General features: G+C 69.1%; 19 protein-coding genes. 12 read left to right on the top strand and 7 right to left on the bottom strand.

Going from position 1 to position 12,644, the window contains the following annotated elements:
• Positions 1–34: 34 nt before the first annotated feature.
• The 7 genes from OG876_RS20585 (at position 35) to OG876_RS20555 (ending at position 5,223) form a co-directional block, all read left to right on the top strand.
• Entirely contained in the window at positions 35–346 is a 312-nt protein-coding gene (locus tag OG876_RS20585; RefSeq protein WP_328526514.1) for a hypothetical protein, read from the top strand.
• Between the two features lie 76 nt (positions 347–422).
• Positions 423–1,328, top strand: coding sequence for an NAD-dependent epimerase/dehydratase family protein (locus tag OG876_RS20580; RefSeq protein WP_328526513.1), 906 nt, complete (start codon positions 423–425; stop codon positions 1,326–1,328).
• 37 nt (positions 1,329–1,365) lie between these two features.
• Complete coding sequence (locus OG876_RS20575; RefSeq protein ID WP_328526512.1) at positions 1,366–2,088, top strand: LmeA family phospholipid-binding protein; 723 nt, start codon at positions 1,366–1,368, stop codon at positions 2,086–2,088.
• A gap of 75 nt (positions 2,089–2,163) precedes the next feature.
• Positions 2,164–3,129, top strand: a complete 966-nt coding sequence (locus OG876_RS20570) for an aldo/keto reductase (RefSeq protein WP_328526511.1) — start codon at positions 2,164–2,166, stop codon at positions 3,127–3,129.
• A 30-nt stretch (positions 3,130–3,159) separates the two neighbouring features.
• A complete protein-coding gene (locus OG876_RS20565) occupies positions 3,160–4,017 on the top strand; it encodes a helix-turn-helix transcriptional regulator (protein ID WP_328526510.1) in 858 nt (285 codons plus the stop codon).
• 73 nt (positions 4,018–4,090) lie between these two features.
• The gene (locus tag OG876_RS20560) at positions 4,091–4,768 is read left to right on the top strand and encodes a PadR family transcriptional regulator (protein ID WP_328526509.1); all 678 of its coding nucleotides are present in this window, start codon (positions 4,091–4,093) and stop codon (positions 4,766–4,768) included.
• Complete coding sequence (locus tag OG876_RS20555; protein WP_328526508.1) at positions 4,765–5,223, top strand: DUF1707 SHOCT-like domain-containing protein; 459 nt, start codon at positions 4,765–4,767, stop codon at positions 5,221–5,223. The genes OG876_RS20560 and OG876_RS20555 overlap by 4 nt, the downstream gene beginning before the upstream one ends.
• A 1-nt stretch (position 5,224) precedes the next feature.
• Here the strand turns inward: OG876_RS20555 and OG876_RS20550 are convergent, their stop codons facing one another.
• Positions 5,225–5,617, bottom strand: coding sequence for a VOC family protein (locus OG876_RS20550; protein ID WP_328526507.1), 393 nt, complete (start codon positions 5,615–5,617; stop codon positions 5,225–5,227).
• 106 nt (positions 5,618–5,723) lie between these two features.
• Between OG876_RS20550 and OG876_RS20545 the strand changes: the two genes are divergently transcribed.
• Complete coding sequence (locus tag OG876_RS20545) at positions 5,724–6,353, top strand: dihydrofolate reductase family protein (protein WP_328526506.1); 630 nt, start codon at positions 5,724–5,726, stop codon at positions 6,351–6,353.
• Positions 6,354–6,365: 12 nt separating this feature from the next.
• Positions 6,366–7,184: a PhzF family phenazine biosynthesis protein gene (locus OG876_RS20540; protein WP_328526505.1), complete on the top strand. Its 819-nt coding sequence runs from the start codon at positions 6,366–6,368 to the stop codon at positions 7,182–7,184.
• On the opposite strand, the gene OG876_RS20535 is transcribed toward OG876_RS20540, so the two are convergent.
• The 3 genes from OG876_RS20535 to OG876_RS20525 are packed head-to-tail and all read right to left on the bottom strand — an operon-like array spanning position 7,168 to position 8,522.
• Entirely contained in the window at positions 7,168–7,908 is a 741-nt protein-coding gene (locus tag OG876_RS20535) for a lipoate--protein ligase family protein (protein ID WP_328526504.1), read from the bottom strand. The two genes, OG876_RS20540 and OG876_RS20535, sit on opposite strands and share 17 nt — an antisense overlap.
• A 9-nt stretch (positions 7,909–7,917) precedes the next feature.
• On the bottom strand, positions 7,918–8,223 hold the full coding sequence (locus OG876_RS20530; protein ID WP_328526503.1) for a hypothetical protein: 306 nt from the start codon (positions 8,221–8,223) through the stop codon (positions 7,918–7,920).
• Between the two features lie 17 nt (positions 8,224–8,240).
• Complete coding sequence (locus OG876_RS20525) at positions 8,241–8,522, bottom strand: DUF1905 domain-containing protein (protein ID WP_328526502.1); 282 nt, start codon at positions 8,520–8,522, stop codon at positions 8,241–8,243.
• Between the two features lie 44 nt (positions 8,523–8,566).
• Between OG876_RS20525 and OG876_RS20520 the strand changes: the two genes are divergently transcribed.
• Positions 8,567–9,199, top strand: coding sequence for a hemerythrin domain-containing protein (locus tag OG876_RS20520; RefSeq protein ID WP_328526501.1), 633 nt, complete (start codon positions 8,567–8,569; stop codon positions 9,197–9,199).
• A gap of 19 nt (positions 9,200–9,218) precedes the next feature.
• On the opposite strand, the gene OG876_RS20515 is transcribed toward OG876_RS20520, so the two are convergent.
• The 3 genes from OG876_RS20515 to OG876_RS20505 all read right to left on the bottom strand — a co-directional run bounded on the left by OG876_RS20515 (position 9,219) and on the right by OG876_RS20505 (position 10,683).
• A complete protein-coding gene (locus OG876_RS20515; protein WP_442914186.1) occupies positions 9,219–9,791 on the bottom strand; it encodes an adenylate kinase in 573 nt (190 codons plus the stop codon).
• Positions 9,792–9,931: 140 nt separating this feature from the next.
• Positions 9,932–10,309, bottom strand: a complete 378-nt coding sequence (locus OG876_RS20510) for a VOC family protein (protein WP_328526499.1) — start codon at positions 10,307–10,309, stop codon at positions 9,932–9,934.
• Between the two features lie 2 nt (positions 10,310–10,311).
• Positions 10,312–10,683 carry a YciI family protein gene (locus OG876_RS20505; RefSeq protein WP_328526498.1) on the bottom strand — a complete coding sequence of 124 codons (372 nt, stop codon included), beginning with the start codon at positions 10,681–10,683 and terminating at the stop codon, positions 10,312–10,314.
• Between the two features lie 123 nt (positions 10,684–10,806).
• Between OG876_RS20505 and OG876_RS20500 the strand changes: the two genes are divergently transcribed.
• Positions 10,807–11,985, top strand: coding sequence for a sensor histidine kinase (locus tag OG876_RS20500; RefSeq protein ID WP_328526497.1), 1,179 nt, complete (start codon positions 10,807–10,809; stop codon positions 11,983–11,985).
• A complete protein-coding gene (locus tag OG876_RS20495; protein ID WP_328526496.1) occupies positions 11,982–12,641 on the top strand; it encodes a response regulator transcription factor in 660 nt (219 codons plus the stop codon). The genes OG876_RS20500 and OG876_RS20495 overlap by 4 nt, the downstream gene beginning before the upstream one ends.
• The last annotated feature ends 3 nt before the right edge of the window (positions 12,642–12,644 follow it).

Here is a 12,644-nt window from a genome sequence, read left to right as displayed (position 1 = left end):
GACACCAGCGGCTTCGGGATCAGTGGAGGTAGCGATGACTGACGAACCCTTCGAAACGTCGGAGGATGTTCACCACGACCGCCGCGAGCACGGCGGCCTGCCACTGCACCCGGACGACGACGATCTCGCCCGCCGGACGGAGCAGGAGCGGGTCGAAGCCGGTGTCGACGCCTACGACCCCGACGACGTCCCGCCGGCCACCGATGTGCCCGCGGCGGACGATCCGACCGACACCGAGGAGTACCGGGAGGAAGAGGCGGAGATCAAACGCCAGACGGAGGAGAGCGAGCTCTACCCGCTGACCGATCGGCACCCGTTCCCGCCCTCCCACTACGACAAGTCCTGACAAGGCACCCCCACGCCGGCAACCGGGACCGTCGGATAGGTAAGACTGGGCGCCGAGTCCTCTGGAAGGGGTACCAGTGCACGTCGTCGTCGGCGCCGGTCCTGTCGGGTCTGCTACTGCTCGGCTACTCGCGGGTCAGGGAGAACAGGTTCGCGTGATCACCCGCTCGGGGAGCGGGCCTGAGGCCGGCGGGATCGAGCGGGTCGCGGCGGATGCGAGTGATGGGGAGGCGCTGGCGCGGCTGACCGAGGGCGCGACGGCGCTCTACTCGTGTGCGGGGCCGCCGTACCACCGCTGGTCGACGGACTGGCCTCCGCTGGGGGCCGCGCTCATCCGGGCGGCCGAAACGACAGGCGCCGTACTGGTGACAACCGGCAACCTCTATGGGTACGGCGCTGTCGACGGAGTGATGACCGAGGACACGCCGCTGCTACCCAACTCGGTCAAGGGGCGGGTGCGCGCCAAGCTGTGGACCGATGCGTTGGCCGCGCACGAGGCAGGACGGATCCGGACCGCCGAGGTGCGGGGCTCGGACTACCTCGGCGCCGGCGCGGTGTCGGCGTTCAGCGTCATGGTGCTGCCCAAGGTGATCAAAGGCAAGCGCGGCCTGGCGCCGGCGGACCTCGACGCACCGCACAGCTGGACGTACGTCGGTGATGTCGCGAGGACCCTGGTCGCGGTAGCGGCCGACCCGAGCGCCTGGGGCCGCCCGTGGCACGTGCCGACCCCGGCCCCGGTCTCGGTCCGGGCCCTCGCCACCCGCGCCGCCGAACTCGCGGGAGCACCCGAGGCCCGCGTTGCGAAGATGCCCGCGATCGCGCTCCGGCTCGCCGGCCTGTTCAGCCCGGACGCCCGCGAGATGCTCGAGACGCAGTACCAGTGGCAGCGCCCGTTCGTGGTCGACTCCACCGCCGCAACCGTTGCCTTCGGCATCAAACCTGCCCGCACCGACGACGCCCTCCGGGAGATGGTCGTCGCGTGACGACCTCTAGGCTGTGCGGATCGACGGAAGGGCAGGGATGAGTTCCAGGAGACCGCGGCGCTGGTTGCGACGGCTGGTTGTCACGTTGGTGGTGCTCGGGGTGCTGGCGGTCGCCGTCGACCGGGCCGCCGCCTGGGTTGCGGAGAACCAGCTCGCGACGATGGCCGAGAAGGAGGCGGCGCAGTACGACGTCCGCGCGGCCGACACCTCCGTCAAGATCGGCGGGTTCGGGTTCCTGCCGCAGCTGGCCAGGGAGAGGTTCTCGAAGGTCACGCTGACCATGAAGCAGCCGACGTTCGACTCGATCCCGGCGGAGGATCTCAAGGTCGAACTGCACGGCGTCCAGGTGCCGCGCGGTCTGCTGACGCGGACGCCCGGTACGGCGGTCACGATCGACTCCACCGACGTCCGGCTGCAGCTGTCCCCGGCCGAACTCGCCAAGCTCGCGGTCCGCAGCACCGGTGTGCAGGGACTGACGCTCGATGCGGCCGACGGCAAGCTGCACGCGAAGTTGTCGATCCGCGGTGTCGAGGCCGAGGCGACGCTGCGCCCGCAGGTCGAGAAGGGCCGCATCGTCCTCACCGTCGACGAGCTGTCCGACGCGGTCCCGTCGTTCGTCCGGAACGCGGTGCGCAATCAGCTCTCCCGGGCGATCACCCTCCCCAAGCTGCCGTACGGCGCGACGCTGAAGCAGGTCAGCGTCGAGGGCAGCTCCATCGTGCTCACCGCCACCGCCGCCGATCTGAAGTTCGCCGCCTGAATACCTGTACTGACAGGGTCTCCCACAACCGGCGGAGGCCTCGTAGCGTCGAGTCCAACGGAAAGAGGGTTCGACGTGGAGTATGTGCGGTTGGGGCAGACCGGCCTCAAGGTCAGCCGGCTCGCTTTGGGATGCATGAGTTTCGGCGAGCGCAACGAGTTCCATCAGTGGACGCTGGACGAGGAGAGCTCGCAGCCGTACTTCCGGCAGGCGCTGGAGCTGGGGATCACCTTCTGGGACACGGCGAACACGTACGGCGGTGGTAGCTCCGAGGAGTTCGTCGGTCGCGCGATCAAGCGGTACACCCGGCGCGAGGACGTCGTACTGGCGACCAAGGTGTGGGGCAAGATGCACGACGGCCCGGGCGGATCGGGGCTGTCGCGCAAGGCGATCCTGGAGCAGATCGACGCTTCGCTGACCAGGCTGGGCACGGAGTACGTCGACCTCTACCAGATCCACCGGTGGGACCCGGAGACGCCGGTCGAGGAGACGATGGAGGCGCTGCACGACGTCGTACGGGCGGGGAAGGTCCGCTATCTCGGTGCGTCGTCGATGTGGGCGTGGCAGTTCGCGAAGCTGCAGCACACCGCCGACCAGGGCGGGTGGACGCGGTTCGTCGCGATGCAGAACCAGTACAACCTGATCCGGCGTGACGACGAACGGGAGTTGCTGCCGCTCTGCGCGGACCAGGGCGTCGGTTCCATTCCGTACTCCCCACTGGCCAAAGGCAAGCTCGGCAAGCCATGGGGTACGCAGACACTGCGCGCGGACACCGACCGGATCTCCAGGGCCCTCGCCCGCGACAGCGACCAGCAGAGCGTCGATGCGCTGGAAGCCGTGGCAGCCGAGCGCGGTGTGCCGATGGCACAGGTCGCACTGGCCTGGTTGCTGACCAGACCGGTCGTCTCAGCGCCCATAGTCGGTGCCACGAAGCCACACCACCTCACGGACGCCGCGGCAGCGCTCGAGCTCGAGCTGACCGAGGCAGAGCTCAAGCGACTCGAGGAGCCGTACCCCGACCAGCCACGCAACTGGTTCTGACCTGTGCACCACCGCGCTAGCCTCGAAAGCGTGGACAATCGCAGCGAGGTCCGGGAGTTCCTGGCCAGCCGGCGCGCGAAGATCACTCCGGAGCAGGCCGGCCTCCCCGGACTTCAGACCGGTCACCGCAGGGTGCCCGGCCTGCGCCGCGAAGAGGTCGCGCTCCTCGCCGGTGTGAGCGTCGAGTACTACGCCCGCCTCGAGCGCGGCAACCTCGGTGGAGTCTCCGACAGTGTGATCGACGCGATCGGGGACGCACTCCGGCTGGACGAGGCGGAACGCGAGCACCTGTACGACCTCGCCCGTACGGCTGGTACGAGCGCGCGCAAACGGCGCCGTCGGACGACGGAGGAGGTCCGGCCCGGGATCCTCGGCATCCTCGAGTCCCTGACCGACGCACCGGCGTTCGTCCGCAACGGGCGGCTCGACGTGCTCGCGGCCAACCCGCTGGGTCGCGCGCTGTTCGCGCCGGCGTTCGCGATGGACTGCCGGCCGGCGAACCTCGCCCGGTTCAACTTCCTCGCCCCGGCCGCCCGCACGTTCTACCCCGACTGGAACCACTCCGCGAACACCACCGTGGCGCTGCTCCGGACCGAGGCCGGCCGCGATCCCTTCAACCACAAGCTGACCGAGCTCGTCGGCGAGTTGTCCACACGCAGCGAGGAGTTCCGGGTGCGGTGGGCCGCGCACGACGTGCGGCTGCACCACACCGGCGTCAAGCACTTCCAGCACCCGGAGGTCGGCGTACTGGAGCTGCGGTTCGAGGCGATGCCGCTACCCGCCGATCCCGGGCTCACGCTGACCGTTTACAGCGCCGAGCCGGCGAGTCCGACGTACGACGCGCTCCGGCTGCTGGCCACCGTGGCCGACCTGGAGGTCGCTCGTTGAGTCCCTTGGGTTGCGATGGTTGGCGATATATCGTCGACGTATCGCAATCTCTTCGTGAGGGACGGTGGTCGTGATGACCGGATCGACGTACGCCGCGGGGTGGCCCTGGCAGCACTTCGCGCGGCACTGTTCAGCCTTCGACGACATCAAAGAGGAGTTGCGCGCCGCGATGACCGGGCGGCGTGTGCACCACGGACACCAGGGATTCGCCCCGCCGTGGGCGATGTTCGGCGGTGGCCAGACGTTCGGGCCGCCGTGGGGTCCGCCGCCGCGCTGGCGTGGACCGAAGGCCCGGCGCGGTGACGTGCGGGCCGCCATCCTCGCGGTCCTCGCCGAGCAGCCGATGAACGGCTACCAGCTGATCCAGGAGATCGCCGAGCGCAGCGGCGGCGTGTGGAAGCCGAGCCCCGGCTCGATCTACCCCACCCTGCAGCAGCTCGAGGACGAGGGCCTGGTCACCGCGGACGCGGAGGTCGGTCGCCGGACGTTCACGCTGACCGACGAAGGACGCGCGTACGTCGCTGAGCACCAGGACGAGGTGTCCGCGCCGTGGGAGGCGATGAGCGCCCCGGCCGCCGACGACGAGAACGGGCTGAAGCCGATGCTCGGCCAGGTGGCGACGGCGATGTGGCAGATCCTCGCGACCGGCACGCCGGAGCAGCAGGCGAAGGCGCGGGAGGCACTCGGCGAACTGCGCCGGAAGCTGTACGGCATCCTCGCCGACGAGAGCACGGACGAGGACCGCTCATGAGTCTCCCCTTTCCCGAGTGGCGCGACCCCGACCAACGCCGGGCTGAACGCCGGGGCTCGCTGCGGATCGGTGACGCCGAACGCGATCAGGCCGTCTCCCTGCTCAGCGATCATTTCGTCGCGGGCCGGCTGACCCAGACCGAGTTCGAGGAGCGCAGCGAGCAGGCGACCCAAGCGCGGTACGTCGACGACCTCACGCCGCTCTTCGACGACCTCCCGAGCCCGGCCGAGCTGCAACTCGCCCAGGGCCCGTGGTCGCCGCAGACGGCCCGCGCCCGCCGCCGTCCCGGCCCACCGCCGCCGATCATGATGCTGGCGCCGTTCCTGATGATCGGCCTCGTCGTCGCGGCCATCACCCTGACCGCACCGTGGCTGCTGTGGGGCTTCTTCTGGATCATGCTGTTCAGCGGCATGGGCCATCGCCGCTGGGAGCACCACAACCGCTACCGCCGCTGACTCAGGTACGCCGCCGCCCTCGAGCCCGCGGGATCTCCGCCGCGAACTCGACCACGAAACCGTCCGGGTCGGCCACATGCACCGTCCGATGTCCCCACGGACGGTCGGCCGGCCCGCTCAGCAGCGCCACGCCCAGCCCCGCCAGCCGCTCCGCGCACGCATCCGCGTCCGCAACCATCACCACCACTTCCCCACCCGCGCCCGGCGCTACGTCCCGCCCGGTCAACCACTCCGCCCGCCGCCGCTCATACAACGCGAACCGCACCCCACCGGCATCGAACTCCGCATACCCCGCATCCGTGAACTTGTACTCGAACCCCACCACATCCCGATAAAACCCCACCGACGCCTCGAGATCCCCGACGTACAAGATCACGTAACCGATCCGCTCCATGACAACAGCTTGCTGGACTGGGCGAAATAGATCTCCTGGGCATGTCAAACGGCCCGGGCCCGCTTCGACCAAGGGGTGAGAGTCGGGACTAGCCGAGGAGAGGGTCATGGCGAAGGTTCGGGTGGAGAACTTCACGATCACGGTGGATGGGTTCGGGACCGGAGTGGATCAGCGGTTGGAGGCGCCGTTCGGGGACGGGGTCGAGGGGCTGCACGACTGGATGTTCGCCGCACAAGAAGACAAGGCGGCTGGTAAGACCGGCATCGACGTGGACCAGGTCGGCCGCTTCGAGGAGGGCGTCGGCGCGACCATCATGGGGCGCAACATGTTCGGGCCGATTCGCGGACCGTGGGAGGACGAGTCGTGGACGGGCTGGTGGGGTGACAACCCGCCGTACCACCACGACGTCTTCGTGCACACGCACTACTTGCGCCCGTCGCTGCCGATGGAAGGCGGTACGACGTTCCACTTCACCGACGACCCGGTCGAGACCGTCCTGGAGCGGGCGTTCAAGGCCGCCAACGGGCAGGACGTGCTGATCGGGGGTGGAGCGTCGACGGTCCAGCAGTACCTGCGCGCCGGACTGATCGACGAGCTGCACATCGTCGTCGCACCGATCCTGGCCGGTGCCGGCGTACGCCTCTTCGACAACGTCGCCGACGCCCTCGGCAACTACAAAGTCACGAAGACCACGACCTCCCCGAATGCCACGCACATCGAGATTGTCCGCCGGTGATTGGATGGCCGCATGACGACGGTTCTGCGCTATGCGGCCTTCACCACGGACCCCTCCGGCGGCAACCCGGCCGGTGTTGTCCTCGATGCGAGCGGTCTGGACGACCAGACCATGCAGGCGATCGCGGCCGAGGTCGGCTACTCCGAGACCGCCTTCGTCACAGGCGGCACAGACGTCCGCTACTTCTCGCCCAAGGCCGAGGTGCCGTTCTGCGGGCACGCGACCATCGCGACCGCGGTGGCTCTGGCCGAGCGGACCGGTCCCGGTGAGCTCATGTTCTCGACCCCGGCCGGCATCGTCCCGGTCACCGTGGACGACGACATGCGAGCGACGTTGACCAGCGTCGAGCCGTACGTCGAGGCGGTGAGCGACATCAGTGAAGCCCTGGACATTCTCGGTTGGCGGCCGGACGAGCTCGATCCGGAGTTGCCACCGTCCATCGCGTACGCCGGAGCGCGGCATCTCGTCGTGAGTGCGTCCACCCGGCAACGACTGGCCGACCTGGACTACGACTTCGATCGGCTGCTCGCCTACATGCTCGAGCGCGACCTCACCACACTGCAGCTGGTGTGGCGCGAGTCCCCCACCACGTTCCACGTGCGGGATCCGTTCCCCGTCGGCGGTGTGGTCGAGGACCCGGCAACAGGTGCCGCGGCCGCCGCGTTCGGGGCGTACCTGCGCGAACTCGGTCTGGTCCAGCCGGCGGCCACACTCACCCTCCACCAGGGCGACGACCTGGGCCGTCCCAGCCTGATCCGGGTCGAGCTGCGCGCCGACGACACCAGAGTCCGCGTGAGTGGCAACGCCGTCCCGATCACGGCACCCGCGTAAGCCACTCCTCGGTCCCGAACTTGGTACCGACGAGTTCCTCGGCCTGCTTCACCGTGGCCTCGTCGATGCTGCCGGAGCCGAGGTCGTAGCGGTTGCGGAACGAGTCGACCATCCGATCGATCACGTCCACGCGGTCGAGGCCGGTCTGACTGCGCAACGGGTCGACGCGTTTGCCGGCGCTCGTGGTCCCCTTGTCGGACAGCTTCTCGCGGCCGATCCGCAGGACGTCCAGCATCTTCGCGGCGTCCATGTCGTACGCCATCGTGACGTGATGCAGTACGGCGCCACCCGCGAACCGCTTCTGCGCGGCGCCGGCGATCTTGCCGGCCGGTGAGGTGATGTCGTTGATCGGTTGGTACGTCGCCGCGATGCCGAGATCGTTGAGCGCGCCGATCACCCAGTCGTCGAGGAACGCGTACGACTCGACGAACGACAACCCGGACACCAGGGACTCGGGGACGTAGAGCGAGTACGTGATGGTGTTGCCTGGTTCAACGAACATCGCTCCGCCGCCGCTGATCCGCCGTACCACTGTCACGTCGTGCTTGGCGGCGCCCTCCAGGTCGACCTCGTTGCGCAGCGACTGGAAGCTGCCGATGATGACCGCGTTCGACGCCCACTCCCACACCCGCAACGTCGGTGCGCGCTCGCCGGAACCGACCTGCTCGGCCAGCACCTCGTCGAGCGCCATCTGCAACGCGGGCTCCCGCGGTACGTCGTGCACGAACTCCCACTAGTGATCGCGCCAACCGGTCGCGCCGCTCAGAGCACGCCGTACGGCGACCGCGACAGCCTCCGGCGAGAACCCGAGCATCTCCACGCCATCGCCCAGTACGGCGCGCACCCGCGCGGCGATCTGAGCAGCCGGAGTCGCGATCGGCAGACCGGCGAGCGCGCCGTTGATCCGCTCCAACGCGTCGTCGGGCTCGAGGAAGAAGTCCCCACTGATCTGCGCCTGCCGCACGTGATCGCCGACCACATCGAGATCGGCCACGACAAGTTTCCCGCCCGGCACCTTGTACTCACCATGCATATCCACCAACAACCGGCACCCAGCTACGGATGTTCCCGCCGCAGCACGACTCGCACCTCGTCTCCCACTGCGGCCTGCGCGGCCTTCAACGCCGCTTTGCTGACCCCGACGCAGAACCCACCACCGGCGACGAGCATCGTGCTGCCGGCGAACTCGGCCCCGTTCAACGTCCCGGCGACCCGTTGCTGCTTGCGCCCACCTAGTTGCTGGACGCAATCAGCCGGTACGTCGACCACCGCGAGACCACCCGGTTTGCCGGGATCCCAGCGCCGCACGGTCCCACTGAATTCGACCGTCGTACTCATCTGGCTCCCCCATTTCACGTCTGCTTCAGCCTAGACTCCGGCGTATGGCGGAAATGAGCATGAACAAGGCGATTCACGCGGCGTTCCGGCGGGATCTGGGACGCTTCATTGACGCACTGGGGCGGTTTCCGGCGGGGAATCGGCAACGCGCCGAGCAGCTGGCGACGGCATGGGCGAACTTCGACGACCAGCTGACGCGGCACCACGAGGGCGAGCACGACATCGCCTGGCCGGCGCTGGAGAAGGTCGGGGTGAGCCACGACCTCCTCAAGGAGATGGATGCCGAGCACGACACGATGGCGGCCGCACTGGCCGCGACGCGGACCGCGATGACGACGCTGCACAGGTCCGCGAGCGCCGAGGACGCGGCGGCCGCACTGACCGCGATGCAGGAGCTGCAGCGGGTGACGGTTCAGCACCTCGAGCACGAGGAGGCGGAGATCGAGCCGGTCTACCTGGCGAAGAAGGACACCCCCGAGATGAAGTCGATGGGCCGCGAGTTCGCCAAGGTCGGCCCGGTCCAGGGCGGCACGTTCTTCGCCTGGGCCCTCGACGGCGCCGCTCCCGACGAGTCCGCCGCGATCACCGGCACCGTCCCCAAGCCGGTCCTCACCGTCATCACCGGCATCTTCGGCCGCTCCTACCGCAAGTCGGTCGCCCCGGTCTGGCGCAGCTGACGGTTGCTCCAGGCAACGGTTACGCAGCCGGCCGGAGCAGGATGGCGACCTGGCGGACGTGGATCCGGACGGTGTCGATGTCGGCAGACGCGTCGATCTCGTGGCGGATACCGCGGTTGCCGTACAGGCTGACCAGCGGGGAGGTCTGCGCGTCGTACACCTCGAAACGCCGGCGGATGACCTCTTCGGTGTCGTCGGAGCGGTGCTCGATCTCGGCCCGGCGGAGCAGCCGCTGGACCAGATCTTCGGGGTCCACCTGGAGTACGACGGCCGCGTCGAGGGACCGGCCCTGCGCGGCCAGGATCTCGTCCAGTACGACGGCCTGGTCGAGCGTGCGCGGGTAGCCGTCGAGCAGGAAGCCGAAGTGGGCGTCGTCCGCGGCGAGCCGCTCGCGGACCATGGCGTTGGTGACCTCGTCGGGGACGTACTCACCGGCGTCGAGGAAACGCTGCGCGGTCCGGCCGAGCTCGGTGCCGTCGGCGACTTGAGCCCGGAAGATGTCGCCGGTGGAGATCACGGGCACACCGAGGTGTCCGGCGAGGTGGTCGGCATGGGTTCCCTTGCCGGCCCCTGGCGGCCCCATCAGCACGATCGTCGTCACAGCGCGCTCCCTTACTCCCGGTAAGTCAAACAGGATAGGGAAACCTCCGCCCATGCGGTACGGCGTACGTCACTCCGTACCGCACGGACACCTCACAGCCGCGCGTAACCGTCCGTATCCGGCCGGAATCGCTAATTCCCGAGCAAATCCCAGGTCGACAGGCAGAACGGATGGCCGGCCGGATCGGCGAAAACCAGGCAGTGGTCGACGTTCGGCTGGTGGTCGTACCTGGTCGCGCCGGCCGCCAGCACCGTCGCCTCGGCCGCCGCGAGGTCCTCGACGTAGAAGTCGAGGTGGAACTGGATCGGGACCGCCGGATCCGGCCAGGTCGGCGGCACGTGGGCGGGATCGGTCTGGAAGTCGATCCGCCCGCCCGGCCCGTCCACGGTCGCCCAGACCGGGTCGCTGTACGCGATCCGGCCGCCGGTGATCCGCGCATAGAAGCCGGCCAGCGCCAGCGCGTCCGGGCAGTTGATCGTCGGCGAACTCAGCCTGATCCCGCCGGCCACCGTCACATCTCCGGGCGCAGTTCGATCGTGTCGCCAGGGCCGGCGAACTTGGCGGCGAGCTCCTCGGCGCGCTCCCGGGTGGCGCAGTCCAGGATGAAGAACCCGGCCAGGTGCTCCTTCGCCTCGGCGTACGGCCCGTCGGTGCTGACCGGCCGTTTCCCCTCCCACCGGTAGATCCGCGCCGACTCCGGCGACCCCAGCGCGAGCCCGCTCACGAGCTCACCGGACGCGGACAGCTCGGTCAGCATCTCCTCGAACTCCTTGCCCATCGCCGCCCGCTCCTCGGCCGGGATCGCCCGGCCGATCTCGGTGAAGTCGATCGTCGGGTGATTCCACGGCTGCGGGTTGGAGTGGATCAGCACCACATACTTCATGACAACCTCCAGTGCACTCAGCCGGTACGCCGTACTGCGCCCGGCACCCGAGACGTCGGACCCGACCAAGACCTCTCGACACCCTACGCGGCAAAACCTCCGGGATGCCTCACAATCGGCAGCATGCAGGCCGAGTCGAGGATCGAGCCATGGGCGGCCAGTCCGGTGTGGTTCCGGCAACCCGGAGTGCTGCACGCCGGGACCGCGGTCCTCATCGCCCTGTCGGCTTCGGTGGAGCTCGTCCGAATGATCGCGGACGGTGCCGGTCCGCTGGCGTTCGCCGCCTTGCTGATCACGGTGGCCGGAGCCGCCCTCGCGAGGCGGCGACCGTGGCCAGGGCTGGTCGTCACAGTGGCGGGCGGTCTGATCTCCGCGCTGGCCGGGTGGGATCCGATCGTGATGTGGAGCATCGCGGTGTTCGTGCTGTTCTCGTTCACCCTGCAGGGCATGCCCGCGGTGCGTGGCACGGTCTTCGTCGGTGCCGGGCTCTACCTGATGACCACGATCGCGCAGGACTACGACTTCCTGAGCCTGCAGTCGTTCCCGGCCGTGGTGTCCGCGGTGGCCGGTGGTGCGATCGGCAACGCGATCCGCATCCACCAGGAGTACTGGCACTCCCTGGAGGAGCGTGCGGCCGACGCAGTGGCGACACGCGACCTCGAAGCGACCCGGCGGGTGGCCGAGGAACGGCTCCGGATCGCCCGTGACCTGCACGACGTCGTCGGACACCAGGTCGCCGTCATGAGCATGCACCTGGGTGTGGCCGAGGTGAACCTGCCACCGGACGCCGACTCGGCCCGTACGGCGCTCGATGCGGCGCGGACCGCCGTACGGTCGGTGCTGCTCGAGACCCAGCGCATCCTCGAAGTGCTGCGGCGCGGCACGGACGACGCCTCCACGGCAGACCCCGCGCCCGAACTCAGCCGCCTTCCCGAGCTCGTCGAGTCCTACCGGCACATCGGTTTGCAAGTCGACGCCACAGTCGACGAGGTCCCCGCGACAGTCGATCCGGCTGTGAGCCTGACGGCGTACCGGATTGTGCAAGAGGCGCTGACGAACGCGCACCGGCACGGAGACGGTACGGCGACACTGCGCCTGCGGACCGAGGAGGGGCGGATCCTGATCGAGGTGGTGAATCCGCGCCGGCCCGGTGCCGCGAGCCCCTCGGTCGGCAGTGGATACGGGCTGGTCGGGATCAGAGAACGGGTCGAGTCGGCGGGTGGGCGGCTCGAGGTGGCCGACGCGGACGGTCCGTTCCGGCTGAGCGTCGTACTGGCCGTTGACGGAAGCGACCTCCCGTGACACGCATCCTCATCGTCGACGACCAGGAGATGATCCGGGTCGGGCTGCGGTCCATCCTGCAGACGCACGCGTCCTTCGAGGTGGCCGGGGACGTCGGCGACGGGCTCCAGGCGGTGCGCTTCGTGCAGGAGCAGCCGGTGGACGTCGTCCTGATGGACATCCGGATGCCCGGTGTGGATGGCGTCGAGGCGACGCGACGGATCCGGGAGCTCCACCCGCCGGAGCGGACCCGGATCATCATCCTGACCACCTTCGAGCAGGACGAGTTGGTGCTCGCAGCGCTCCGGGCCGGCGCCAACGGCTTCCTGAGCAAGGCGGTCGGTCCGGCCGAGCTCATCACGGGCGTCGAAGAGGTCGCGGCGGGTGGCGGTGCCCTGTCGGCCGCGGCGTCGGGGGCCCTGATCGGGCATGTCAGCGAGCAGCCGTCGGTGACTGTGGACGAGGAGATGGCGGGGAGGTTCGACGGCCTCACGCCCAAGGAGCGGGAGGTGGTGGTCGCGATCGCATCCGGGCTGGACAACGCGCAGATCGCCGGCGCGATGTTCCTCTCGCCCTACACGGTGAAGACGCACCTGAATCGGGCGATGACGAAGGTGGGCGCGAAGGATCGGGCCCAGTTGGTGGCGTTCGCGTACCGGGCGGGTATCGCGCGCTGATCT

Source organism: Kribbella sp. NBC_00359 (assembly GCF_036097425.1).
Taxonomy (GTDB): domain Bacteria; phylum Actinomycetota; class Actinomycetes; order Propionibacteriales; family Kribbellaceae; genus Kribbella.
Note: the sequence above shows the minus strand (reverse complement) of the source record. Positions and strands in the feature narration are given on the sequence as shown.